The 24,678-nt window shown below is 66.0% G+C and carries 18 protein-coding genes and 2 pseudogenes; 5 read left to right on the top strand and 15 right to left on the bottom strand.

The window, feature by feature from the left end:
* Positions 1 to 187 precede the first annotated feature (187 nt).
* Positions 188 to 661 (top strand): hypothetical protein, encoded by a 474-nt coding sequence (locus tag ACIRJR_RS00005; protein ID WP_403771337.1) that lies wholly within the window; start codon positions 188 to 190, stop codon positions 659 to 661.
* A 204-nt stretch (positions 662 to 865) separates the two neighbouring features.
* Here ACIRJR_RS00005 and ACIRJR_RS00010 read toward each other — a convergent pair whose 3' ends face one another.
* Entirely contained in the window at positions 866 to 1,201 is a 336-nt protein-coding gene (locus ACIRJR_RS00010; protein WP_306103168.1) for a hypothetical protein, read from the bottom strand.
* A gap of 199 nt (positions 1,202 to 1,400) precedes the next feature.
* On the opposite strand from ACIRJR_RS00010, the gene ACIRJR_RS00015 reads away from it, so the two are divergent.
* Complete coding sequence (locus ACIRJR_RS00015) at positions 1,401 to 2,642, top strand: hypothetical protein (protein ID WP_306103169.1); 1,242 nt, start codon at positions 1,401 to 1,403, stop codon at positions 2,640 to 2,642.
* A 775-nt stretch (positions 2,643 to 3,417) separates the two neighbouring features.
* Here the strand turns inward: ACIRJR_RS00015 and ACIRJR_RS00020 are convergent.
* The 9 genes and pseudogenes from ACIRJR_RS00020 to ACIRJR_RS00060 form a co-directional block, all read right to left on the bottom strand.
* Positions 3,418 to 4,677 carry a hypothetical protein gene (locus ACIRJR_RS00020; protein WP_143670956.1) on the bottom strand — a complete coding sequence of 420 codons (1,260 nt, stop codon included), beginning with the start codon at positions 4,675 to 4,677 and terminating at the stop codon, positions 3,418 to 3,420.
* Positions 4,678 to 4,876: 199 nt separating this feature from the next.
* A pseudogene (locus tag ACIRJR_RS00025) lies at positions 4,877 to 5,002 on the bottom strand (GNAT family N-acetyltransferase); the annotation flags it as partial.
* A 17-nt stretch (positions 5,003 to 5,019) separates the two neighbouring features.
* Entirely contained in the window at positions 5,020 to 7,989 is a 2,970-nt protein-coding gene (locus ACIRJR_RS00030) for a hypothetical protein (RefSeq protein ID WP_371934389.1), read from the bottom strand.
* Positions 7,990 to 7,997: 8 nt separating this feature from the next.
* The gene (locus tag ACIRJR_RS00035) at positions 7,998 to 8,327 is read right to left on the bottom strand and encodes a trypco2 family protein (protein ID WP_069169202.1); all 330 of its coding nucleotides are present in this window, start codon (positions 8,325 to 8,327) and stop codon (positions 7,998 to 8,000) included.
* Positions 8,328 to 8,426: 99 nt separating this feature from the next.
* Positions 8,427 to 8,906, bottom strand: coding sequence for an ASCH domain-containing protein (locus ACIRJR_RS00040; protein WP_254667781.1), 480 nt, complete (start codon positions 8,904 to 8,906; stop codon positions 8,427 to 8,429).
* Positions 8,903 to 10,963 carry a GNAT family N-acetyltransferase gene (locus ACIRJR_RS00045; protein WP_306103170.1) on the bottom strand — a complete coding sequence of 687 codons (2,061 nt, stop codon included), beginning with the start codon at positions 10,961 to 10,963 and terminating at the stop codon, positions 8,903 to 8,905. Before ACIRJR_RS00045 ends, ACIRJR_RS00040 begins: the two co-directional genes overlap by 4 nt.
* Positions 10,964 to 11,415: 452 nt before the next feature.
* Complete coding sequence (locus tag ACIRJR_RS00050) at positions 11,416 to 11,682, bottom strand: helix-turn-helix domain-containing protein (protein ID WP_069170262.1); 267 nt, start codon at positions 11,680 to 11,682, stop codon at positions 11,416 to 11,418.
* Between the two features lie 25 nt (positions 11,683 to 11,707).
* Positions 11,708 to 11,887, bottom strand: a pseudogene (locus ACIRJR_RS00055) (transporter); the annotation flags it as partial.
* A 69-nt stretch (positions 11,888 to 11,956) separates the two neighbouring features.
* Positions 11,957 to 12,187 (bottom strand): hypothetical protein, encoded by a 231-nt coding sequence (locus tag ACIRJR_RS00060; protein WP_076968386.1) that lies wholly within the window; start codon positions 12,185 to 12,187, stop codon positions 11,957 to 11,959.
* 184 nt (positions 12,188 to 12,371) lie between these two features.
* Here ACIRJR_RS00060 and ACIRJR_RS00065 point away from each other — a divergent pair, with 184 nt between their 5' ends.
* Both ACIRJR_RS00065 and ACIRJR_RS00070 read left to right on the top strand, forming a co-directional pair.
* Positions 12,372 to 12,959: a hypothetical protein gene (locus ACIRJR_RS00065; protein ID WP_076968385.1), complete on the top strand. Its 588-nt coding sequence runs from the start codon at positions 12,372 to 12,374 to the stop codon at positions 12,957 to 12,959.
* Between the two features lie 342 nt (positions 12,960 to 13,301).
* Positions 13,302 to 14,690: a hypothetical protein gene (locus ACIRJR_RS00070; protein ID WP_306103172.1), complete on the top strand. Its 1,389-nt coding sequence runs from the start codon at positions 13,302 to 13,304 to the stop codon at positions 14,688 to 14,690.
* Between the two features lie 536 nt (positions 14,691 to 15,226).
* Here ACIRJR_RS00070 and ACIRJR_RS00075 read toward each other — a convergent pair.
* From ACIRJR_RS00075 to ACIRJR_RS00095, 5 genes are all read right to left on the bottom strand, one after another.
* Entirely contained in the window at positions 15,227 to 16,138 is a 912-nt protein-coding gene (locus tag ACIRJR_RS00075; protein WP_306103173.1) for a carbohydrate ABC transporter permease, read from the bottom strand.
* A 2-nt stretch (positions 16,139 to 16,140) separates the two neighbouring features.
* Complete coding sequence (locus ACIRJR_RS00080) at positions 16,141 to 17,034, bottom strand: carbohydrate ABC transporter permease (RefSeq protein WP_219568418.1); 894 nt, start codon at positions 17,032 to 17,034, stop codon at positions 16,141 to 16,143.
* Positions 17,035 to 17,128: 94 nt separating this feature from the next.
* Positions 17,129 to 18,451: an ABC transporter substrate-binding protein gene (locus ACIRJR_RS00085; protein WP_306103174.1), complete on the bottom strand. Its 1,323-nt coding sequence runs from the start codon at positions 18,449 to 18,451 to the stop codon at positions 17,129 to 17,131.
* Between the two features lie 70 nt (positions 18,452 to 18,521).
* Complete coding sequence (locus tag ACIRJR_RS00090; protein WP_306103175.1) at positions 18,522 to 20,255, bottom strand: alpha-glucosidase; 1,734 nt, start codon at positions 20,253 to 20,255, stop codon at positions 18,522 to 18,524.
* Between the two features lie 89 nt (positions 20,256 to 20,344).
* Complete coding sequence (locus tag ACIRJR_RS00095) at positions 20,345 to 21,526, bottom strand: ROK family transcriptional regulator (RefSeq protein WP_306103176.1); 1,182 nt, start codon at positions 21,524 to 21,526, stop codon at positions 20,345 to 20,347.
* Between the two features lie 740 nt (positions 21,527 to 22,266).
* Between ACIRJR_RS00095 and ACIRJR_RS00100 the strand changes: the two genes are divergently transcribed.
* Positions 22,267 to 24,642 carry a family 49 glycosyl hydrolase gene (locus tag ACIRJR_RS00100; protein WP_403771350.1) on the top strand — a complete coding sequence of 792 codons (2,376 nt, stop codon included), beginning with the start codon at positions 22,267 to 22,269 and terminating at the stop codon, positions 24,640 to 24,642.
* Positions 24,643 to 24,678 lie beyond the last annotated feature (36 nt).

A 24,678-nucleotide genomic window follows, 5' to 3' on the forward strand; every position in this document is an offset into this window, starting at 1 on the left:
AGCCCTCCTGGCAAGTCCCATCGCCGCAGCTCAGCGGTACTCTCCGCCTATCTGATCAAGGTCCGCGCCGGCCCGCCCGTGAAAGCCCGAGGCTAATGAGGTCGGCACCGATGCCTCGAACCTGTGGATCATCGACGAGCGGCTCGCGTTCCACGACTACCTCGCCTCGGACAAAACCCTCAAAAGCATGCCGATAACGGGTTCCGATTCGACGAGGGAGCCCGACCTGCTCGCGACCCGGCTCGTCGGCTCGCCGGTCCTGGCCTCGGAGGGGCAATCGCTGCCGCTGCCGTCCATCGTCGTGGTCGAAGTCAAGCGGCCGATGCGCAATGACGCCTCGGAGGACAAGGACCCCATCCAGCAGTGCCTGGACTACGTCAAGCGTGTGCGCGCCGGCGGAGTGAAGACCGCGCTCGGGCGGCCGATTCCCCCTACACGTGAAGCACCTGCCTTCTGCTACGTCCTCGCCGATCTGACGAAGACGATGGTGGACAGATGCGAGTACGCGACTCTGCGGCCCACGCACGACGGCATGGGCTACTTCGGCTTCAACGAACCGCTCAAGGCATACATCGAAGTGGTGAGCTTCGACCGCCTCGTCAACGCCGCTACCGAACGCAACCGGGCGTTTTTCGACAAACTCGGGCTCCCCTCCAGTTGATCAGCCAATGGGGCCCTCCCCTTGGGTGTCGGTTTCAGCCGGTGTTGTTGCCATGGGCAGCGAAGGCAGCCTCCGCGGCCAGCTCATGCAGGACGCTCCCTCGTCGGAGGAGACCAGATGTCTTCCTCGTCCCAGTAGCAGCGCATCCATCTGGTCACCAGGCCATGGTGCCGGGCCAGATGCGCCGCCCTACTCCGCTCTGTCTCATGACTGGGCGATGAATCCTGCCGATCGGTCGAGCTGGAAAGGAGAACCGACCCGGGTTGGATCCCAGCCTTGATCCCGTGCCTCTCGCATGCTGGCAGCAACGTGAGCCGGACGAATGGGCTCCGTCTCGACGCCCACCCAGTTGCTGGGATGGGCCTGACCGCTGTTGACGATCAAGGTCGTGCCCGGCTGGTTGCCGCTGGCCGCTTCAACCGCATAGGTCAGCGGTGTCCAGCAGAGGCCCTGCATGTAGGAGGGCTTCCTGCGGATCCGCCAGCGGTACTCGATCCCGTCAACGGTTACGCGCCGGGAACCCTTCCTGTTCAGCGCCATCCTCGCCTCCTCCGCTGTGGGACTCTGCTCTATCGCCGCGGTCGCGAAAAGCAGGTTACGCGCGAACGTACCGAACGTTGTCGCTGACAAGCGCCTCCGGGACTACGGATCGGTTGATCAGCCCATAATCGGAGTCAGTGCCGAGCGACCCGGCACATCGCACCCGCCCCGGGTGCGCTCACCGCGATCGGAGAGCATCTTGAAGAACAGCCCGTTGTGGCGAGTGGTTGACAACGAGAGTGGTAGCCAGTCCCTCGTCAGCACGCCCTCCGAGGCAGTCGCGTTCGTCAACAGCCGGTTCGACACCGATGACGACGACGAGCCGTTCAGCATCACCGAGGTCGGTCCTCTCCTTCCGAAGCCGCTCGGGGTCATCACCGCATGGGCCGCCGAGAAGGACGGCGAGCGAACCGACGGGCGTACTGCCCCGATCACCATCAGGCCGGTTGTGACGGACAACGCCGGCGAGTGCGATGCCGTAGTGCTCTGGCGCGACGTGTACGTCTCCTGGGACCACGACATGTACACCGTCGAGGAGCCGGACAGCTCCGAGTACAGCGAGGCTTACAGCGCTGCCGAGTTGAGCGCGATCCTCGACGAGTACGCCGACGACTACGAGCACGCGCCTGAAGGGCCCGAGAGCCACAGGTGGCCGAAACCGGAAGAGTTGATTCCCTACGGCGCCCAGGAGTGCGCCAAGCGGTTCGGGCATCTCGACGACGACGCGCTGCTGTGGCTCGCTGCCACCCGCATCACGCTCGCGGTGTGGCGCAACACACCCATCGAGAACTGGCATGCCGGGAAGAGTCCGCTACACGACGGCACAATGATGCGGATCAACACGGCAACCACCCGACTCGTGCGCTCGCTGCTGTCGTTCGACCATGTCGACTGGATCGGTCTCGGTCTCACGATCATCAACCCGTCCCGGGTTCTACCGACCGGGCAGTCTGTTCTCGAGCTCGGGCTGGCCTGCCACAATCCTGACGATCCGGCGCACGAGGCTGATCCGCGCGAAGAACTCGCGGAGATGGCACAGGACGCGATCGCTTGGGGGCGGGCGTACTGCCTTCGCGAGAAGACGTTCGGCCTGCGAACCCTGATCGAATTCTTCTGCGCGTCCGACAACGGCTGGTTTGGAACACCGAGTTGGGGGCGCGTCGTCGATCGGTTCACTACGGCTGTCGACGACCGGGAGAATGCGCGCTGGAACGTGCACCGAGACAAGCCTTGGTTCGACGAGTGGTTCACCAACCGCCCAGCCGACATCGCGGACACCACGGAGCTCCGTCGGCTGCTCCATGCCGGGCCCGACCTGCTGTCCGAGGAGGCCGCCGAATGGTGCGTGGATGGTGGCATCGGCTACGTCTGCGGGGACGACCACGCGAACGGCTGCTGGCGGTGCGGCATCCCGCTGGCAACGGAGTCCCCCGACGAGTGAACGTGGGCACTGGCACGCTTTCTTGAAGTGGTAGCCGTAGGTGGACGCGGTGGGCGTCGTGCTCTTGCCGTGGGAACGCGGGGAGAAGAAGGCTTCAAGCCTGCGCTGCTTGCCCCTCTGCCCGATGAAGATCACGGGCACCGGCTTTCATGTCGACAGATGAGCCTCCATCTCCTGATCAACAAAGAGGGCAGTCGGGACGTCGCGATATTCACCCTCCGTCCGATTCTTAAGCGGCACGAAGACCGTGCGGCAGTCCGCACGGTGGGCCATGGCGCTGACCTGCCAACGGATCCTGACGAATCCGGACCGTCGACATTCGGTGGAGAAGGCGAGGGCCTCGCTTGGACGCTGGCCAGTACCTGCCTGCAGATAGACCGCGAGCCGGTAATGCGGCGATATATGCGCGCAATGACGCCCTGACTACCAGGGCCTGCGCGTCGGTGTCTTCGCGGTGGGTCGACGGCCAAGATCAACGGCCGGGAGGCGGGCAGCAGCGGGGTCGTCCGCCGCCTCGAGCGTCTCGGGGCCCGCCCGTTGCGCCCAGGGGAGGAACCGGCTCGCTGGCTGGCCGAGATCCTGCCGGCATCGGCGTGCCCGCGCAGCTCGTCACCCCGGAATCCTGCGGTTCTGCAGACAGTTCCGACGTGTTGCCACTCCCTGACGCCGCTACCAGGATGCCCACGCCGCAACGCCCCTGCCCGGTACACATCCAGGGAGGGTGGTGAGACGGTGCCCGGCCATCTGTGGCACGGGCCCGTGTATCTCGGTGTCGTCATTCGAAAGGGCCGAAGTCCGGCGAGGAGGCAACACGACTGGCCCTGAGCACCTGGGCAAGGGTCGAGAGCGCTTCGAAGACACCAAGGACCTCGCCGAGGAACTCGAGATACGTCATCCCGGAGGGGCTCTCATCGCTGACGACGCGGCCTGTCTGAAGGTCGTGATGTGCTGTCGCGTGCCCGATCGTGTTCCGGCGACGGTTGTTGAGCAAGCTCTCGAATGGCTCCCAACCCGGCACCTGTGCCACATATGCGATCTTGAAGGCATTCGGCAACTTGTCGAACTTGTCGAGGTTCCTGGGGCGCTTGTTCTCGGGTACGCGGTCGGGGTGGGCGGCTCCGAAGTCGTCCGGGCTTCCGCGCTTCACCGTGTTCTGTGCTGCAACAAGCGGCCACAGGCACTTGCAGGCGAGCTCGAATCCGTGCTGGTAAAGGTCCCTCACCATCGAGAACTCGTCGCGGTAGAGGACAAGGTCGTCGAAGGCATTATTGCCGCCCGGGCCGAAGAACCTCCCCAGGAGCCCCATCTCCCAGGACTCGTGATGTTCTACGAAACGGTTGAGCTCGGTGAAGACATCTCGTTCCAGAGCCGCCGAGGACTGTCCTCGACGCCGGAAGGTCGCGAGGTGATCCTTGTGTCGTTTCATCGCTGCGAAGTGCTTGCGCGAGAAACGGCCGATCACGTTGGCGCTGGTGGTCCCCGTGGTCCCTGTGATGACCGTCGTCACTGCGCCCATAGCCTGGTAAGCGACGGTCGTCCGCTCATGGCTCGTGCTCGGTTCCCATGCGAGTCCGAGCTGCTGCTGCGCGATGCGAACGAACATCGCAGTGTTGCCCTGGAGGTAGTACTGGAACAACATGCGGACCGTGGGCCATTGATCGCGGCCTGCTTCGAGCGCCGAATGCCGTTCGGACTGGAACTCCGCGAAGGCGTGGTCGCCGAGGGCCTGGAGGAGCGTCATCGTCGGGAAAGACCCCATCGGCGTGAACGTGTCGGCGTCGTAGCGCGACGGCACGAACGGATTGATGGTCACGACGCGTCCGTCAGGCGACTCTGGCGCGGAGTCGCTCAGCACCTCGCACTCGATGGCGATACGGTGGTCTTCGAGCTCAGTGCCCGACATCGAGCCCCGGATCGGCAGTCCGCAGTGCGGGCACGGCAGGTAGAAGCGCGTTCCGCGGGTCGGCTCCACACCGAGTCGGGCGTCGAACGCCTCTGCACATCCCGGGCACTTGAGGTAATAGCGGGAGATCATGGTGCCAAGCTAGACGCCCCGAACCAGGGCGGCCAAGCTCTTTCGATGAAGGCCGCTGCCAACGAGGGTGATGACCACAGCGAGCACCGCCTCATCCTTGATGTGCGTGACCGTGCCGTACTACGGACGGACTTGCCCCGACGGCGGCAACGGCCCAACCATCTGCTGGCAACTGTTGACCACGTGACTCCGCCAGTCGCGCGAGCCGAAGGGCGCCGGGCCATCGTCCAATCTCCTTCCAGCCGAGACGGCCGTAGAAGTCTTCGAGCCCGACCCCGCCCCGGGCAGCGAGGTGCAGCTGCTCGAGGTTCATCCCGTCGGGGGCGATCTCACGGGCCCTGTTCAGGGCGTATCACCGGTGTGGTGGAAGCAGCACGTCACGCCGGGGGCCGGTGCTCGTGGTCCCTCGGGGTGGGGGGCATACAGTGTGCGGCCGCCGGGGAATCGCCCGCGTTCGGCAACCAGGGCCGCGCCATTGTCGATCTCGTCCTTCGTCCAGTCCGTGATGTCCAGAAGCAGCCCGTCCAACGGCCCGCCGGTGAGCGCGGCATAGGTCCGCCACGGCGCTGGGACCGTGCCGGGGAGGCCGCGGCCGTCTCCGTAGACCCGGCGTCGCAGCAACTCCCAGCGCATGTTCATGCGGCCCAGCGCCTCCGGCGCCGACGGCATCGAGGGCTCACCGGTCGAGGTGGTGAACTTGTCCGCACGTGGTGTGGGCGGCTGTGTGATGTTCTGAAGCTGGCCGAACGAGATGCGCCAGGCGTAGGTCAGGGATGTCAGGCCGAGGGCGAAAAGGACCGGCCACAGGAACCAGCCCGGGGGCCAGCTTTGGCTGAGCATGAGGCCGGAGAGGGTCGTCGACGCGATCGTGAACAGCGGTGCGGTCCAGGAGATCGCAGAGGTTCCAGGTCGGCGGCCGCCGAAGACGCTCGCGATGGTCAGGTGCATCCCCACGTTAAAGGGAACCAGGAGCCACATCACCCAACCGTCGTCTTCGGTGCTGGTGGTGAGAGCGACGGCGGAGGGGACGGCCGCGACAAGTACCAGGTGGCAGAGGCCCAGGAAAGTGATGACGATCCGGGTGAGCCGGCCGACCTGTGGTTTGACGAGGACAGGGTGGGCGTCGCTGGCGGGCGCGTCCGGGGTCGGCTGTTGTGGAGTGTCGTCCTCCGGGGGGAGAGGGGCGCCGATCAGTTCCTGCAGGTCCCTGTCGTCGGCGGTACAGGCTTGGGCCTCGCTGATAAGGCTGGTGGCCCACTGGTTGATGTCGGGGTCGCAATCCGGATCGGCAGCCCGGTCGGCGACGGCGTGTTCGAGGTCGCTGAGCCACTGGCGGGCGTGGTCGGTGCTGAGTTCAGTGGTGGCGGTCTGGACAGCGAGCGGCAGGAGACGTTCGGGGTCGGCGGCGACGGCCCGGTGGGCACCGGCAGAGAGTCCGGGCTGGTCCTTGGCGGTGCGGGCGACGGTGCTGAGTGTCTGGTGACGTTGGCCGGTCGCCAGGGCGTCGTGCTGGAGGAAGGCTTCGATGAACTCCTCGCCGCTGTCGGCCTCGACTTCGGCGAGCCAGGCGGCGGCGAGCGGTTCACCGACGGATCCCCAGTGGGCTCCGTCGGTGGCCGGGTAGGCGGCGGTCAGGACGTCGTCGAGTGCGGCCAGCTGGCGGGCATCGGGAGGGGCGGTGGCCCCGTAGCCGCGGTGGTGGGTGTCGAAGCCGGCCCGGATGGCGGCGCGGCCCTCTTGCGCGGTTCGTGCTCCGGCGAGGAACTGGGCGGTGATCAGGGAGCGAAGCAGTTTGTCGTCAGCGGTGCCTGCAGGGAGGCGGGCTTCGGCGACGCGCCGAACGTACTCCACCTCGTTGGCGAGCAGGACCTCCATGGGGTGATCGTTAAGGGCGAACTCGGGGTTGGCGTGGGCCAGCACGTCGGCGAGTGCGGCGATGTAGAGGTAGATGACCGGTTGCCGGGTGCTGTGCTCGACGTCGGCTCCGTAGTAGCGCGGTGCATCGGCGACGACACGGTCCGGCCAAGTGCCGTCGCCGTGTCCGGCCTTCCGGAGCAGACGGATCCGGCGAGCGAAGGCCGCCTTCGCCTCTACATAGATGTCCTCCGCCGTGTGGCCGTCCAGCGCATTGTCGGGTGTAAGGGTGAAGGCATGTCCGATGGGGCCGACGCTCCGGGTGCGCAGGTGCCGACGCAGCGCCGGCCACCAGGTGTCGTGTGCACGGGCCAGGAGCAAAACCCTGACTGCGGCACCGTCGTGGGAGGCAGCCAAGGCCGCCATGAGATCGCGGATCTGAGGCAGGCGGGCCTCTGCAAGGTCGACGGCCAGGAGCAGCGGGTAGTTGGCCGCGGCAAGAACCTGGTAGTCGGTGTGGCTGGGGTGATCGGCGAGGAACCCTCCACTCCACGGCCGCTGATCGCCTGCACCTGTGGTGAGCCGGTGCAGGACCTCGATAAGAAGCCGGGATTTTCCCGTGCCACCCAACCCGGTCACGGCGGCGACGTCAAGGCGGTCCGGGCCTTTGCACCACTGCTCGATCTGCCGGACAAGTCCATTGACGCCGGTGAGTTCGGTGACCTTGGAGCGTGGATCGAGCAGGTAGGTGGAGGACAGCTGAGGATCGGGGGCGTTGTCCATCAGGGGCCGGAGGTCGGCGGGCTGGAGGCTCGGGGTCATGCCGGTGTGGGCAGCGACTGCGAGGATGAAGCCGTCGGCGGCCAGCAGATGCGAGAGGGGCACCACCATGAGGGTCCGGTCCCACTGGCGGTCGACGAGGCGGACGAGGCCGATCAGCACGCTGTTACAGAAGACCCCGGCGCCGGACAGTCCCTGCCAGTTTTTCACCTCGGTCGGCAGAGTGCCGTCGACTTCGAGACCGTACAGCCTTGAGCGGGATCCGGTGTGGGGAGCGATGATGCCCTCCACCGTCTTCAGGTCGTCGATGTACTGCTTGGAGCCAGAGGAGGCCCGACGGCGCATCGCTTTGGGGAACCCCGACGTCGAGCACACGGGGCGACGCTCCGGGTAGTCACAGACCAGCTCGCCCCAGCGCACGATACCCAGGTTCGCTCCGACCAGTGCACTGTCGGCCTTCAGCAGCACCGCGTCCAACTCGGTGTCCTCCCACACCACCACCGCCTCGGTGAAGTCAGAACTCGCGGTGTCCCGAACGGCGACAGCGCCCTCCCCGGGCCAGGCTACGTGGTAGGCGGTGAGCACCAGGCCCGGCGCGATCAGGCAGCCGGTCCCATAGGAGTCCTTGTCATAGTTGGTGACTTCAACGGTCCGCCGAGCCGCTGCCCCCGCCCTCACGCCGCCCCCTACCGCAGACCGTCCACCGGTCCGCCGCGGCCTCCACCCAGGTCACCGATCAGCAGATCGCTGCCATCGCCATCAGGAGTCACCGCCAAAGTGACCGTCATGCGGTGCGTGGCTGTCTTCGCCCGCTCTCCCTTGGCGTCTGCGGAGACCACGAACGCCTTTACTCCGCCGCTGGCCGACGCGGTGTGCCGCAGCTCGATTCCCAGGTCCAGCACGATCTCCTTGACCGTGAACCGGACCGGTGACCCGTCCCCATCCTGTTGCGCGGCGGCCAAGCCCCCACGCACCGCCTTGATCGCATCGGACAGTTCGGTGGGCTCCAACTCCATGATTCCCCCTAGGTTCTCCGTTACGGAGAGCTAGTTTGCCGGGCAGTGTCCGGGAGCGGAAGTACAGGGTCAGCCTGTTGAAAGCACCTGGTTTCTCACCTAGGCCGGTGTCAGGTCGTTCAGTGCACCTTGAAGGGCCGCACCGGTCACGGGTGCCGCCTGAGCGACCCTCCGGAGGTCTTCACCGGTCAAGTACCGGTAGCTCTGCGGTGGATGGAACGATCCCGAGGCACGCAGAGCGGCCAGCGGTACCGGGGCCTCGAAGGTGATCGGTTCTTCGAGTGACAGACCGCTGGCCTGGGTCGCTCCACTCATGTACTCGTCGTACTCACGCCGACTGATCCCAGCGCTCGTGCGGTTGGCCGACCAGACTTCCCGCGGCGAGGCTACTTGTACGGAAGAGATCCGCGCCATGCCCACAATGGCCATCGTGGGCGCGGTCGCGTACAGGAGCACAGGAGTTCCCGGTGAGGCGGCGACGCGCTGCCGGCGAACCTCGACCGTCTTGGTCCCAGCCAGGATCGCTGTGGCAAACCGAGGGTGGACGGACAGCAGCATCGCGCGTTCCGGATCACTCACGTCTTTCGGTGCCCCTCTTCGTACATGGCCTGGAACAGCGTGTTGCTGATCTTCGACAGCTGCATCGGCGGTACCCACCGTAGTCCCAGCCCCTTGGCCAACGCGGTCATTCGCGCATGCGTCACCTGGACGGGAAAGATCTCCGTGTCCGAAAACCTCAACGCCATGGCCTTCCCCGACCCGTCGGCTGCATCACGCACTTCGACATGACCATATACGCCCAGGTGTTCGAATCGCGAGAAGAGGGTGTCGGGGTCGTCGAGGACCACCTCGTCGAGGCGCGAGCAACCGATGACCATCTTGCCCTGCTGCCCGGAAGCCCCCTCACTGACGTACCACAGGATCCTGGCGGGAACGCTCTCTCCCCGGCGACCAGACGAACGGTAGTAGACGTGCTCGCGACTGATGCCCAGGACGTCGTCCCGGGGAACGAGCATGGCCGGAACGTCGAAGAGCTCCGTAGACCATCGCGGCTTGATGGGCGCGATGAAGGAGGGCAGGGCTGTGTCGATCAATTTGGCCGGCCACCACACCCGCTCGGCCATGCTCGCGACCTCCGGCGACACGCGCTCATCCAGCCGAGGAGCCGACCGTCTCATGCGTCCTGCGATCTCCGCCGCCTTCCGCGACACGGCCTCGGCAGGTCCGCAGACGTCGACCAGCAGGACGGTGTAGCCGCTCTCGTCCTCGGTGAAGCCGTCGGCACCGGCCGCCGACATCGCGGCCGGCGACAGAAACGGATCGGTCATGCGGATTGCCTGCGCCCCTCGCTCTCGGCCGAGCCGCTTGAGCATGAACAGCAGTTGCCGTGCAAGGGTCTCCTCCAGCCGGTGCGATGCCGTGCGGAGGAACGCGACGTTTAGCGTGCGGCCGTCCATGGCCCAGACGTAGAGGGCTACCGGATGTCCCTCACCGTCCCGGAGCAGCTCCCTGCGCCACACCACCCTGTCATTGGCGAGACTCCTCAGCCGTTCCGCGAAGGCCGTCCCACGGTCGCCTTCGGCCTGCTCGAAGAAGCCGACCAACTCTCTTTCACCGCCCGGCGCAATCTCCTCGGCGGAGAAGGTAGTGCCCATGAGATCGGCTGGACGGTACACCTGGGCCTGGCGCAGTTCGTCCACATGCAGCGTGACCACCGCCGGGGAGACGACCTTGACCCCTGCGATGTCCAAGGCGATATCTGCCAGAGCCGCCAGTGCAGGATCGCGCGTCACCAGTACCTGGAGCCCGGCACACGACGTCTCGGCCACGTAGCGCAAGCGGGCACGCTGCCGACCATCGAGAGGAACACCAGGCACCTCCTTCCCCGTTGTCGCGACCAGCTCCTCCAAGCGGACGGCAACGGCAGCACTGTCGGGAGACAGGGACCGCAGCTCGGCAAGGCCCGCCCGCTGATGGGTGCGCGCCTCACGTTCCTCGACATCACGCACGTCATGCAGAAGCTGCGGAGTGAAGGCAAGCTCGATCAGGTCGGCGAGCCATCCCGCTTCGAGAGCACGCGACTCCTCAACAGCGCGTTCCGTCCCCGTACCGCGCAGCCCGGCGAACACACCGTGGTCCACGGTCACCACCAGCAGCGCATCGCTCTGGGCCTCGGTGAACAGGTCCTCGTGCCCCAGATCGAGCCACCAGGTGTCCAGCGTTTCCTTGTCTTTGCCCCGCCCCAGGCTCTCTCCCCTGGGGACAAAGCCCAGCGCCGTCCACATGCTGCTGAGCCCGTAGTCGCGCCGGCACTTCGCACGGATACCGAGCCTATGGGCGTGCCGCGCACGGATCGCCTCGATCAGCTCACGAGCGACACCCTGGCCTCGGCGCTCCTCTGCAACGCATAAGTGAGCCAGCCTCACATGCAGACTCCGCTTGGGAAGCCCGAAGAGCGCGTAACCGACCACCTCCTCGCCATCCAGGGCCACCAGCAGGCCGTCGTCCTCGGCGTGCTTACGGTAGGCAGGCGGCGTCAGCAGCCCCAGGTACTTCGTGTACCGGTCGCCCAAAGCGATGATCGCGTCTAGCAGCTCCGACTGCTCCGCAGACACCGGCAACACTCTGATCGCCATGTTCCCCCTCCGGTCCTTCAACCGACAATGCCCCAGGACGGCATACTGCCCAACAGCGTTGGTAGCGAGCCACCGATTGATCAAAACCGGCTGACTGGCGGGAAACTGTCTGCTCTTGTTTCGTTCGAGTGGATGGGCGGCGGTGTTGGGGGGTGTGCCTGGCGGCGGCTTGACCAGGACCGTCGGTTGCTCGTCGGTGGTATCCCATGGCTTGCCTCAGAGCGGCCATCGCCGCCGCACCACGCGAGCCCACGCGGCTGGCCTCGGAGCGTACGCGACACGCACCCCGTCGGTCTCTCATGGGCAGAATCCGCAAGCTGGTTGACCAAGACCGTTCTTCCCCACGGCCGCGTAGGCGCTGCTTCTACGCTGACCGTCATGTGCGAAGTCGAATACCGGAGCAGTGGGGTTCCGTTGGAGGTGTACGAACTCACCCGTAGGGACCACCGTCGTCAGAAGCAGAGCGAGGAGAGAAGCGTATCGATTCGACGACAGGTCGAAGAGGACAATGCCAGATGCCGGGCAGACCCGGCGATGGCAGAGGCCCGCTTCACCCAGTCCCGCACCGCGGTCTCGGTCAGCTCGACGTCCTTGGCGACCTGTCCGACCGAGCGGTCACCGCGTCGGCACAGCCCGACGATCTCGGCCTTGAACTCCGGCGTGAACGAACGGCGAGGGCGGCGAGGCTTCTCTTTCCCCATGCTCTCCATGATGGACATCCTCCCGGGGATGAACCCCTGATCTCGAATGTCCGTCAAAGCGGATCAGGCTCAGGGTGAAGTCGCCGGCAACACAGATCAGGCGGGGGGCGCTCCACAGGACCTGCGCTGCGGTCGGCACTCCGAGCCTGTCGCGGACCAGGCTGTCGAAGGCGCTCCGGTACCGGGTGAGCCACGACAGGTAGTAAAGGCCCTGGTTGATCACGCGTTCTCTCAACCACGAACCTCGTCAGTGCCGGACGACCCGGGCCCGGGCAGGGAGCCGTCCGCAACCTCAGGTTCCTAGAGGGTGGTACTCCGTACGCTCGGGGTCGGGCCGGACGATCGTTCCCTCTTCGGTGAGTTCGCGCAGGATCCGGCGCGCTTCCTTCTCGCCGGCCTGCGAGGTAGCTGGCTCGTAGCCGGCGAGACGCAGTGCCAGAGCGGCGCGCGGTGGGTCCCACGTTCCGCCGAGAGCTTGTATGACTGCTGCCAGGGCTTGCTTGTGCGTTAGGGGCTTGGTCACCGTGAGTTCCTTCTCGAGGCTGGTATCGGCAGCGGTGCTGCTGGACCGGGGCGGTGGTCGGCCGCCGGCAGCGTACCGCCAGGCATTCATTGAGCTAACGCGCGTCCGTGGGTGCCGTCTCCTGTATCTGGCTCCTGCACTACCATCCAGAGCGATCATCGGCAGACTCGCCGGAGGGGGAGCCATGAGGAAGCGCATCGCGATGCTGGTGCTTGCTGGCGTCGTTGCCCTGACGGGGTGCGACGGGCAAGGCGGCACGGGAAGCCCGCAGAGCGACAAGGCACCTCCGTTGGCAAGTCAGGAGGGGAGGTCGTTCAATGATGCGGCGCTGACCGCCAAGGCGGCGGGTTACGCGACACGCTTGGACACGGGGGCTGGAGGGCGTGATTACAGCTCCCTGGACGACCCTGGGGGCGAGTGGACCGTCTGCTGGCATGAGACGGAGCGGGTCAAGGGCGATGAGACGACGGACGGGGATTTTTGGTCTGTCCTCTTCTACATGGTCGAGGACCCCGCTGACTGCGAAAGCGGCAAGCTCACGCCCGACGCCGAGCGACGGTACCGCGACATCGCGCGGGATGGTGTCTCGGCGTCGGAGGGGGCCGACGACGGTAGTGACTTCGCTCGCGACACCGGCCTGCCTGATCCTCAAGAGCGCAACCCCGATGGCTCCTACAAGTACAGCCTCTGTGAAGGCAGCGACCTTGCCACTGCCGACGACTGCTATCCATACATGGACGAGTACGAGAAGTACCTCGAAGATCACGAGTAAGGGCTGGCCCATTCTGGCCCGGTGAACCTGCGCTCCTGGTCGATCTCTGTCCTTCAGGGTGTTCTGCGTTCTGATGCCAGACAACGTGTCTGTCAGTGGTGGGTGAAACACTGCGGCGCATGACGACACGCGATGCCCGTCATACAGCAGCACCCCGGGCCCTGTTGCGGGACGGGCGGGTCAGCGAGGGCGAGCGCGCTTCCGCAGCCTGCTGCACTCCGATGCGCGGGCCACGCAACACGTCTCATCCGAACGAACGTCCTCTCATAACGCTCGGAATTACCGCGGAAGTTACGGGCATCATCTCCGGGGCAACACACCCGGGAGCCGCGAGAGGTCCACATGCACCAGACCCTCAACGAGCGGCAGCAGACCGTGCTCGATTGGGTGGGCCAGGGATGTCCCGACGGAGTCTGGCCGGACAGCACTTTCAAGGTCAGCGCTCAGGCACTGCAGAGTCGCGGACTCATCAGAATCACCAAACGCCGAGGGCACTGGAGCGCCAACCTCACCGCCAAAGGGCGGCAGCATCTCACCGACCGCGGCATCTGCCCCGTCGAGCAGAACGCCGCGCCACCCGCACAGCCCAGCCGCAAGCCGGCACCGCCACGCGCCAAGAGCGCACTCAGCGCCCGTACTAACTACACCGACCAACTCCTCGAAGAACTGGCCGCGAACGACGGCTGCCTCATCAAGCCCATCGAAACCGGACCGCACGCAGTGAATTGGACATCACGGGTGAACACCGCCCGCAAGTCCGGCAAGATCCCGCGCACACAAGAGCTCTACGCATACCGCACCCACCGCGGCTACGAAATCAAACTCGCCGACATCCCCGCCTGGCGCCTCGCCGAACTCAACCCGCTCCCCGTTCCGGCCAGACTCACCAAACCCCACCCCCTCGTGGCCGCCCTCCAACAACAGCCACAGCCCATGGGGCTCACCAAATCCATCCAAGGCCGAGCCCTGCGCATCATCCAGGCCCTCATCACCGCCACCGAATCACAAGGCCATAAGGCAGCACTCGGAACCACGCAAGGCGCTCCCCCACCCCACCGTCGCCGCAGCGCACCACCGCACTTCACCATCACCGCCCAAGGCGAAAGCGTCGGATTCCTCGTCCTTCAAGAACAGGACCGCAGCGAACACATCCCCACCGACAAGGAACTCGCCGACGCCAAGAAGCACTCATGGATGCGCATCGCCCGCTTCGACTACACCCCCTCAAACCGCCTGCGCTTCATCCTCCGCGGCGGCAGCCCGCACCGTGCGAGCGAATGGGCCGATGTCCCCGACCGGCCACTAGAAGACCAACTCGCCGAAATCGCACAAGAAGTCGACCTCCGCGGCAAAGCCGCAGAACACAAACGCCTTGCAGACCAGCAGGCCAGGGAAGCCCAGCAGAGACGCTGGGAAACCGCCATGGAGGAAGCGCGCACCGCATACGCCTACGCCTATCGCGTCAAGCACCTCGAAGAACAAGCAGACACCTGGCACCAGACCAAGCGCCTGACCGAATACGTCACAGCAGTACGCGACCACGCCACATCGCTGCCACCCGGACAGGAAAGAACAGAGATCGGCGCGTGGCTCGCCTTCACGGACGCCCGGCTCCAGCACCTCACCGAGTCCGCCGCAGCGCCGAAGCTGCCCAACCCACCCAAGCCCAGTGCCGACGACCTCAAGCCTTTCCTCGGCCACTGGAGCCCTTACGGACCCCGTTCCTACTGAGCCTTAAAACAGGCGATATCGAACACGGATTCACCAAGAGGCGATAAAGAGGCCCCCCCTCAAGCCGTACTCGACACACCGTCACCTGCAGTAATTATTACCTGACGCCTCATCAGAACGTGCGTCAAACGTGCGTCAGGCGTGCGTCACGTGCGTCGCTCATGCGTCAAGATATCGCCCGTAACGCCCACAGCGCACATAACGCACACTCAGCGAAACCGCAGGTCAGACGCCCTTTGCGGCAGGCTCAAGGATCGCGACGCACTCGACATGGTGGGTCATCGAAAAGATGTCGGTTCCAGCAGGCCCGGAAAAGCGCAGTTCAGAGCCTACTCAGCGGCCCGCTCTACCGTCTGCGGGCGTCAAACGAGCGTCATGGCCAGCAGCCACCCCCCTCTTCGGGAGGGGAGATTCGACATGAGTCACCGGCTCGAGCCGTGCGGTGCGGGCCCCTCCGCAGGCGTGGGTGTACCCCGGACCCGGCGGCGGGGCGGTGCGTGCCGGATCCGGGGTGGCTTTGGGGTGTTGCGGATGGGCTACTTGACGGCTCCGGCGGTCATACCGCGGGTGAGGGAGCGCTGGAATATGAGGAAGAAGACGACCATGGGGACGATGCCGAGGAGGGCTGCGGCGCTCATGGAGGTGGGGTCGCTGGTGTATTGGCCTTGCATGACGGACAGGCCGAGAGGGACGGTCTGGTTGTCGTTGGAGATGAGGAGGACGAGTGGGTAGAGGAACTCGTTCCAGCTCCAGACGAAGAAGAAGACGCACATCACCGAGAGGGTGGGCCAGCTCATGGGCAGGACGATGCGCCACAGGATGGTCCATCGGCCGGCTCCGTCCATGGAGGCGGCTTCGATGAGTTCGCGGGGGAAGCTGGCAAAGACGGAGGAGAGGAGGTAGGTGCCGAAGGCGCTGTAGGTGATGCCGACGAGGATGGTGTAGCCGAGTTTCCCGTCGTAGAGGCCCATCTCCTTGAAGAGGTAGTAGATGGGGTATACGAGGCCCTCTTGCGGCAGGACGTTGACGCCGAGGAAGAAGATGAGGAAGGGGGTGCGCCAGCGGATGCGGCCGATGCCTATGGCGTAGGCGTTGAAGAGGGCGAGCAGGACGGCGATGAGAACGACGCCGAGGCTGATCTGGATGCTGTTGAAGAGTTTCTGGGTGAAGCCGACGCGGTCCCAGACTTCGGCGATGATGCTCCAGTTCCACTGGGCGGGCAGGGACAGCGACCCGTTGGTGCGGAAGTCCGCGCTGGTTTTGAACGAGTTGAGCAGGATGACGATGAAGGGCGCCAGGAACGCGAGGACGAATACGGCGACGGCTGCCAGGACGGCGTAGGAGCCGGGGCTGCGGCGGTTGCCCGTCGCTTTGGCTTTACCCGCTTCAGCCTTGACCGCTTTGCGCCGGTGGCCGGGGGGTGCCGTGGAAGTGGTGTGCGTGGTCATGGTCATCCGTCCTCGCGCGCCTGGCGGGTGAGCATCGTTCCGGCGATGATCAGCACGAGCAGGGTGATCGTGCTGGAGATCGCGGAGCCGTATCCGACGTCGGCGCGCTCGAAGAAGTTCTGGTAGGCGAAGTACGCGGGGACGAGGGTCGAGTTGCCGGGGCCGCCGCCGGTGAGGACGAAGATCTGGGCGAAGACCTTCAGGCCGGCGATGGTGGTGGTGACAAGGACGACGTAGACCTCGGGCCGCAGGATGGGCACGGTGATGCGGGTGAAGCGCTGCCACCAGGTGGCGCCGTCGAGGGAAGCGGCTTCATACAGTTCGGGGTCGATGCGCTGGAGCCCGGAGAGGAACAGCACCAGGGGGTAGCCGAGCTGCATCCAGACGAGGACGGCGAGGACCATCCACAGGGCGAGGTCGGGGTCTCCGAGCCAGTTCTGGGCGAGGGAGTTCAGGCCGATCTTTTCGAGGACGCTGTTGACGGCGCCTTCGGGGGCGAGGATCCAGCCCCACATCAGCCCGGTGACGGCGACGGGGATGACCTGGGGGAGGTAGAGGCCGGAGCGGAAGAGGCTGACGAAGCCGTCTCCGTGCTTCTTGCCGATGTAGTCGAACAGGAGGGCGGCGAGGAAGAGCCCGAGCAGGGTGGGGACGACGGCGATGCCGACGATGACGAAGGCGATGTTGCGGAACGAGGCCCAGAAGTCGGCGTCGCTGAAGAGTCGGGTGTAGTTGTCGAAGCCGATCCAGGTGGGCTCTCCGACGCCCTGCCATTGGGTGAGGCTGTAGTAGAAGGTCATCACCAGCGGGACGACGAGGAAGAGCAGGCTCAGTAGCAGGCCGGGGGCGAGGAAGACGGCGTATCCCGTGGGCCGCGGGTGACGTGTGGTTTTCACTGTTGCTCCAAGAGGGGCGGGACGGCGGCCCGGTGCGGGCGGGCCGCCGTCCCCGGGAAGAAGGGACTGACGCGCGGGTTCGGGCGGGTCAGTCTCAGCGCCGGGTGGCGGTGTACTTCTCGTAGGGGGCCTTGAGCTCGTCGAGGACGGCGTGGGGCTTGCCGCCGTTCATGAGGTTCTGGGTGGCGCCCATCCAGGTGTCGTAGTAGCCGGGTGCCGGCCAGTCCGGGTAGAAGGCGAGCCCCTTGCCGTCCTGGTAGGTGTTGAACGCGGTGATGAGCTCGCGGGACTTGGGGTTTTCGATGGAGTCCGGCTTCACAGCGAGCGGGACGTTGCCCTCTTCCCCGAGGATTTTCTGGATCTTGTCCGACATGGTGATGTCGATGAAGTCCTCGGCGAGCTTCTTGTTCTTCGCCTTGGTGGGCACGACCCAGTGGTTGCCGCCGGAGCCGAGGGTCTTCTTGCTGCCGGGGTAGGGGGCGGTGGACCAGGTGAAGTCGGTGATGTCGGTGGTCAGGCCGCCGAACCACCAGTTACCGCCGACCATGATCGGGCGCTTCTGCGAGACGAACTGCTCGGTCATGTCGCTGCCCTTGAGGCCGACGTCCTTCTTCTCGAAGTAGCCCTTGTCGAGCCAGTCCTTGTACGTTTCGACCGCGTAGGTCCACTCCGGGCCGTGGAAGTCGACCTTGCCCTTGTAGAGCTGGTAGTCGTCGACCCAGGCGTCATTCGCCTTGGCCAGGGCCAGGAGGTAGAGCCAGTGGCCGGCGGGGTGGTCGTTGCCGGCGTTGGCGAGCGGGGTGATCCCGGCGGCCTTGAAGTCGGCCAGGGCGGCCTCGAAGCTCTGGAGGTCGGTGGGCTTGGTGATGTTGTGCTTCTTGAATAGGTCGTCGTTGTAGTACGCGAGGACGAACTCGCCGTAGTTAGGGACGCCGTACCACTTGTCGCCGCCCATTTCACCGTTGGCGTCGTAGCGGGCGGTGACGGACGCGCTCTCGCTGATCTTCTTGTCCCAGCCGCGTTCCTTCGCGACGGAGGTCAGGTCGGTGAGCAGGCCCTGCTTGGCGAGCAGGCCGGTGGTGGCATTGCCCTTGTTGTACTCCATGACGTCGGGCGCCTTGTCGGAGTTCAGGATCATGCCGGCGTTCTGCTGTATCTGCTCGAACGTCTTGCGTTCGAAGACGACCTTCACGTCGGGGTGGGTCTTCTTGAACTCCGCGATGGCCGAGTCCCAGGCGTTGCTCAGGGCGCCGTCCTCCTGCTCGTAGTGCCACAGGCGCAGAGTCTTGCCGTCTCCCTCGGCGGTGTCCGATCCGCCGCCGCAGGCGGTCAGCGGCGCCACGAGTGCCAGAGCGGACATGGCGAGCAGGGCTCGTCGGGTGGTGCGGCGCGGAGCACGGAAGCGCATGTTCGTCATGAGGATTCCTTGGGTGTGCAGGGTCAGGGCGGTGCGGGGGGAGGCGGTACGGGTGTTCAGGTGGGGCTGGTCAGGTATTGCGGCGGTGGACACGGGCTTCCCAGGGCTGCAGGGTGTGCGGGGCCGTGAGAGGTGTGGAGGCCGGGACGTTGGCGATGAGGGTCTCGCTGTGTTCCCAGCCGTCGGGCAGGTCGACGGTGAGGTCGGCTCCGCTGAAGTTGGCGAGGACCAGCAGTTCGGTGCCGGATGCCGCGTCGTGGCGGGTGAAGGCGTAGAGCTGCTCGTGGTCGGGCTGCAGCATGTGGAAGTCACCGTGGGTGAGGGCGGGCTCGGTGTGCCGCAGGGCGATCAGGCGGCGGTAGTAGTGGAAGACGGAGTCGGGGTCGGCGAGCTGGGCCTTGGCGTTGACGCTGGTGTGGTCGGGGTTCACCTGGATCCAGGGGGTGCCGGTGGTGAAGCCGGCGTGCTGGGTGGTGTCCCACTGCATTGGGGTGCGGGCGTTGTCCCGGCTGCGGTGGCGCAGTCCTGCCAGGGTCTGTTCCTCGTCGGCTCCGAGAGCGGTCTGCTCGCGGTGGTGATTGAGGGACTCGATGTCCCTGAAGTCGTCGATCGAGGCGAAGGGGGCGTTGGCCATGGCGAGCTCTTCGCCCTGGTAGACGTACGGGGTGCCGCGGTGCAGGTGGAGCACGGTGGCGAGGAGCTTGGCGGAGCGGTCGCGGTGGGCCGGGGTGTCGTCGCCGAAGCGGGAGACGATGCGGGGCTGGTCGTGGTTGTTCCAGTAGAGGCTGTTCCAGCCGGTCTCGCCCAGGCCGGTCTGCCAGCGGCCGAGGCTGGCCTTGAGGTCGGTCAGCTTCAGCGGGCGGACGTCGAACTTGCCGCCGGGGCCCTGGTCGAGGCCCACGTGCTCGAACTGGAACACCATGTCGACCTCGCGGCGGGCGGGATCGGTGAAGAGTGTGGCCTCCTCCACGGTGACACCGGGCATCTCCCCGACCGTCATCAGCTGGCGCGGGTGGTCTTCGAAGACCTCGCGGTGCATCTCGGCGAGGAATTCATGGATGCGGGGGCCGCAGATGTAGTGGGGGCTGCCGTCACCGTGCCGGCTGCCTTCGTGCACGGCTCCGTCGGGCAGGCCGGGTGTCTTGGAGATGAGGTTGATGACGTCCATGCGGAAGCCGTCGACCCCACGGTCGAGCCACCAGCGCATCATGGCGTGAACCGCCTGGCGGACGGCGGGGTTCTCCCAGTTGAGGTCGGGCTGTTTGCGGGAGAACAGGTGCAGGTAGTACTCGCCGCTCGCCTCGTCGTAGGTCCAGGCGGGGCCGGAGAAGAAGGATCCCCAGTTGTTGGGCTCGGCGCCCGGGGTGCCGGGTTCCATGCCGTCACGGGCGGGGCGCCAGATGTACCAGTCCCGATTGCTTCCCTGCAGGCCGCCGTCGCGGGACGCGGTGAACCAGGGATGTTCGTCGGAGGTGTGGTTGACCACCAGATCCATCACGAGCTTCATGCCGCGCTCGTGGACCGCGGCCAAGAGCCGGTCGAACTCGTCGAGCGTGCCGAAGAGCGGATCAATGTCCTGGTAGTCACTGATGTCGTAACCGTTGTCATCGTGCGGGGACGGGTAGACCGGGGAGAGCCACAGAACGTCGACACCGAGCTGGGACAGATGGTCGAGACGCTCGATGATGCCTTGGAGGTCGCCGATTCCGTCCGCGTTGGAGTCGGCAAAACTGCGCGGGTAGATCTGGTAGACCACCGCCTCGCTCCACCAGGAGTCGGCAGGATTGGCTTCATTCACGGGCACGTCAAACCTCATCGCGTTCGCATGATTACTTTAAGTGACATCGCTGGGGTGTTCGAGACCGCGGGTGCGCCCTGTGCGGCCTGGCGGGGTCAGGAGATTGCGGCGCCCACCGCGTCACGGATGACCAGGCAGGCAGCGCCTCGGGCCCAGAGATCGTGCCGGACGGGGTCGACATGGATGTCGCAGTCCGAAGCAGCCGTGGAGAATGCCTGCGCTTCCAGTGCCGCGGTCATGGCCGGGCCGAAGAGGTCGTAGGCGACCGCTCCCTCCCCGGCGATGATGATTTTCTGCAGGTTGAGCAGGTTGCACATGCCGGCCATGCCCCGTCCGAGGGCGGTGCCGGCTTCGGCGAACGCGGAGCGGGCGACGGTGTTCGCCGCTCCGCTTGCGCCACGTGCGAGGTCGATGGCTTCGGCGATCGTGTCGCAGGCGATGCCGGCGTCCCGGAGGTGGCGCAGGACGGCTCGGTCGCCGGCCAGGGCCTCCAGGCAGCCGCGGCGGCCGCAGCTGCACATGGGACCTGCGGGGTCGAGGGGAAGGTGGCCGAGCTCTCCGGCAAGTCCGGTGGCGCCGGAGAAGAGGGAGCCGTCCAAGAGCAGGCCGCAGCCGATGCCCGGGCCGACGGTGACCACGGCGAAGGAGTCGGTGTCCCGGCCCTCGCCGAACCAGCGTTCCGCGACGACCAGGGTGTTGACGTCGTTGTTGACGACCACCGGCAGCCCGGTCGCCTCCATCAAGGGGCCGGCCACGTCGACCTTGTTCCAGTCGAGCAGGGATGAGTAGCGGCAGATTCCGGCCGCCGAATCGACGTGGCCGCTCACTCCTACTCCGAGGCCGAGCACCCTGTCCGTCGCATCGGGCGCCTCTGCGAGGAGCCTGCCGGTCAGGGAGGCAGCGGCGGACAGGGCGGTCTGAGGGGTGCAGTCGTCCAGTGGCTGCTCGGCGCGGGCCAGGACGTTGGCCGCCATGTCGGTGACGACTCCCGACACCTGCGCGGGGCCGATCTTCAGACCGACGACCAGGTGCTTGTCGGGGTTAACGTGCAGCATCTTCTGCGGCCGGCCGCGGCCGTTCGGTGCGGTGTCGCTCTCACGCAGATAGTCGTGCTCGAGAAGCGGCGGCAGCATGCGGGTCACCGAGGAGGGCACGAGGCCGAGTCGCTGGGCGAGCTGGGTGCGCGAGATGGGCCCAGCGGTGAGGACGGTCGCGAAGATCTCCGCGCGCGTCTGCTCACTGACAAGCTCCGAAAACCGGATCTTGGACGGGCTCATCACTCGGTACCTCCAGGTGGTGGTCGGTCAGGGCGGTCGGGGGCGGTTCAGCGCCATCGATCCCGGTGCGGGCGCCGCGATGTGCCAGCAGCGGGAGCTCCGTTGTCGCCAGGCATTGCGGAGATCGTCATCGTGCCTCCTGCGGCTGCGACGCCTTCGGCCGGGATGGCCCCTGTCGACTGCGTATGACGGGAGTGTGTCCCCCACCCTTTTAGTGCGTCAAGAAAGAAAACACTGCGTTACTCAACCGTGACGAGCCGCCGCCGGTCACCCCGAGTGGCCTTATTGCACGCCTTTGTCGCGTTGGCCGCTTCGCTGCGCAACCCAGCAGTCGGTAATTCTCGCTCATTTCATTGACACGGCGAAGAAATGACGGGACGTTATCCGGCAGCCGGGACCGTGGACCACAGGGCCCGCCACACCTGCAGCCCGTCACCCTCGGGTCGACAGAACCGGTCAGCCCACTCGCAGGACCGGTGTCCTGTGCTCCCGGCCCTGCGAGTGACCCGCGCGTGGACTCCGCTCTTCAACTCCCCCCGAGAGGAGAGAAATCGCCGGCTCCCACCGGCTGGACCGGACGGATGCCGCGCACGGCCGAACCTCCCGCCAAGCACGGCACGCGGACGGCCGCACACCGATGACGCCGCCAGGCTGCGGTCAGCTGCCGGCCCGGAGTCTGCGCCCGCCAAGAGCGTGCGCCTTGGGGCCATGCCCCGATTCATCAAGGAGAGGACATCAACATGCCCGCAGGAAGACTGCGACGGCTCAACCCGCTGGCGGCCATCGCCGCCGGCCTGGCCTTGGCGCTCGCCGGCGCCGTCACGCCGGCCAGCGCTCTGGCTTCGGCCACCCCCTTGCCCTCGGGCCGGCTTGTCCCCGCGGCAGCCCTTGCCGCCGCGGCCTCGGCACCCGCGCCGGGAGCGGCGGGAGAGACCGCGAACAGCGAGCAGCTGCAGACCTGGTGGCACGACAACCACGAGTTCAACACGAGCAGCCCGGTGGGCGGTGACAAGGTGCGGCGGTCCTCCTTCTACGACGTGAAGGTCGCCACGGCCGCGGCGCCGACCACGAAGTACGACTCGTTCGCGTACATGAGCATCCCCCGCAGCGGCAAGGGAAAGATCGGCTACACCAAGGAGGACGGCGCGGAGTTCTCCGCCTCGGCGAACCTCACCATGAGCTGGTCGTCGTTCCAGTACACGGCCGACGTGTGGGTCGACGTCTCACTGCGCACCGACCAGAGCATCTCCTCGGCCGACCAGGTCAAGATCAAGCCGAGCAGCTTGAACTTCGACATGGAGCTGGTCAACAGCAAGACCGTCCGGGTCAAGGTGCCCTACAGCTCGAAGGGCTACCGGTTCTCGGTCGAGTTCGACCCGCAGCTGTACACGGCCTACAACGACATGTCCGGCCCGGCCAACGACGCCGGCAAGCTGACCACCACCGGCGGCGGCAACAACCGGGCCATCCACACCGAGCCGCGCAACTCGATGATGATCTTCGCCGAGCCGACGCCGACCGGCGCGGAGAAGGAGCGGCTGATCCCCACCGCCGCGTCGGGAAGCATCCACTACCCCGAGCCCGGCCAGGTCACGAACCTGAACAACATCAGCCAGGACATCATCTACTTCCGCCCGGGCACCTACACCATGGGCTCGAAGTACCACGCGGTGCTCCCGGCCAACGTCAAGTGGGTCTACCTGGCACCCGGCGCGTACGTGAAGGGCGCCTTCCGCTTCTTCCACGACACCCAGGGCCTGTACAAGGTGACCGGGTACGGAGTCCTCTCCGGTGAGCAGTACGTCTACGAGGCGGACACCAACAACAACTACGACCACCTCAGCGGGGCGTCGAACTGTCACGCCTCCTGCGTGAAGATGCTCCAGTTCCAGTCCGCCGACGCCCAGCAGTACCTCGATCTGCAGGGCGTGACGATCAACGAACCGCCCTACCACTCGTTCGTCGTCTACGGCAACGAGCAAACCTTCCAGATGCGCGTCGACAACTACAAGCAGGTCGGCTCCTGGTACTGGCAGACCGACGGCATCGAGCTCTACCGCGGCAGCACCATGAAGAACACATTCTTCAACGCCAACGACGACGTCCTGAAGATGTACCACAGCGACGTCAACATCGATAACACCGTCATCTGGAAGAACGAGAACGGCCCCGTCATCCAGTGGGGCTGGACCCCCCGCAACATCGACAACGTCCGGGTGACCAACACCCACGTCATCCACAACCGGATGTACTGGAAGGACGTCAAGTACAACACCTGCATCCTCAACTCCTCCTCCCACTGGGAGGACATGGGGTCCACCACCAAGGGCGACCCCAACACGAAGGTCCAGAACATGACCTTCGAGAACATCACCGTCGAAGGCCAGACCAACTGCGCGATCCGCGTCTTCGCCCTCTCCAGCACCGAGAACATCCACGTCAAGAACCTGAAGATTGACAGCTGGAACGGCCTCGACCCGGGCAGCCAGGTCAGCCTCCTCAAGCGCTACACCAACACCGCCGGCCAAAAAGTCACCCTGGGCAACGAAACGACCCAGAGCAAGGGCCTCAAGCTCGAGAACTACACCGTCGGCGGCACCGTCATCAACAAGGCCGGCACCAACTGGGGAGCGGACCAGCCCGGCCGCCTCGGCTTCGACGCGGAGACCTGGGACAACTGGAACGCCTGGGGCGCCGGCGGCAATCCCGATCCTGGCTCCGAACCGACCACGGGCTCCGGCCGGATCGTCAACGGCGGCAACACCAAGTGCATCGACCGCGCCGCAGCCGGTACGGCCAACGGCACCGCGATCCAGCAGTGGACCTGCGCCAACACAGCCTCGATGACGTGGACGCTGGACGGCCAGCAGCTCAAGTCCGGCGGCAAGTGCCTGGACGTCGAGGGCGGCGCCACCGCCAACGGCACCAAGGCGCACCTGTGGGACTGCGGCGGCTGGGACAGCCAGAAGTGGGCCTTCCAGGCCAACGGCACCCTGAAGAACCTCAAGTCCGGCCGCTGCCTCGATGTCGAAGGCCAGAGCACTGCCAACGGTGCCCGCCTCCACCTGTGGGACTGCAGCACCTGGGCCAGCCAGAAGTTCAGCCTCACCGCCTAGCCACCTGATCGCGGGTGGCCACCACCGCAGCGGGCC

The organism is Streptomyces sp. NPDC102402 (assembly GCF_044765765.1).
In the GTDB taxonomy this organism is placed as follows: domain Bacteria; phylum Actinomycetota; class Actinomycetes; order Streptomycetales; family Streptomycetaceae; genus Streptomyces.

Bases quoted from the DNA above. Each gene is read 5' to 3' on its own strand.
- ACIRJR_RS00005 (WP_403771337.1), top strand. From the start codon at position 188: ATGCCGATAACGGGTTCCGATTCGACGAGGGAGCCCGACCTGCTCGCG.
- ACIRJR_RS00010 (WP_306103168.1), bottom strand. From the start codon at position 1,201: ATGGCGCTGAACAGGAAGGGTTCCCGGCGCGTAACCGTTGACGGGATC.
- ACIRJR_RS00020 (WP_143670956.1), bottom strand. From the start codon at position 4,677: ATGATCTCCCGCTATTACCTCAAGTGCCCGGGATGTGCAGAGGCGTTC.
- ACIRJR_RS00035 (WP_069169202.1), bottom strand. From the start codon at position 8,327: ATGGAGTTGGAGCCCACCGAACTGTCCGATGCGATCAAGGCGGTGCGT.
- ACIRJR_RS00045 (WP_306103170.1), bottom strand. From the start codon at position 10,963: ATGGCGATCAGAGTGTTGCCGGTGTCTGCGGAGCAGTCGGAGCTGCTA.
- ACIRJR_RS00050 (WP_069170262.1), bottom strand. From the start codon at position 11,682: ATGTCCATCATGGAGAGCATGGGGAAAGAGAAGCCTCGCCGCCCTCGC.
- ACIRJR_RS00065 (WP_076968385.1), top strand. From the start codon at position 12,372: ATGAGGAAGCGCATCGCGATGCTGGTGCTTGCTGGCGTCGTTGCCCTG.
- ACIRJR_RS00070 (WP_306103172.1), top strand. From the start codon at position 13,302: ATGCACCAGACCCTCAACGAGCGGCAGCAGACCGTGCTCGATTGGGTG.
- ACIRJR_RS00075 (WP_306103173.1), bottom strand. From the start codon at position 16,138: ATGACCACGCACACCACTTCCACGGCACCCCCCGGCCACCGGCGCAAA.
- ACIRJR_RS00085 (WP_306103174.1), bottom strand. From the start codon at position 18,451: ATGACGAACATGCGCTTCCGTGCTCCGCGCCGCACCACCCGACGAGCC.
- ACIRJR_RS00095 (WP_306103176.1), bottom strand. From the start codon at position 21,526: ATGAGCCCGTCCAAGATCCGGTTTTCGGAGCTTGTCAGTGAGCAGACG.
- ACIRJR_RS00100 (WP_403771350.1), top strand. From the start codon at position 22,267: ATGCCCGCAGGAAGACTGCGACGGCTCAACCCGCTGGCGGCCATCGCC.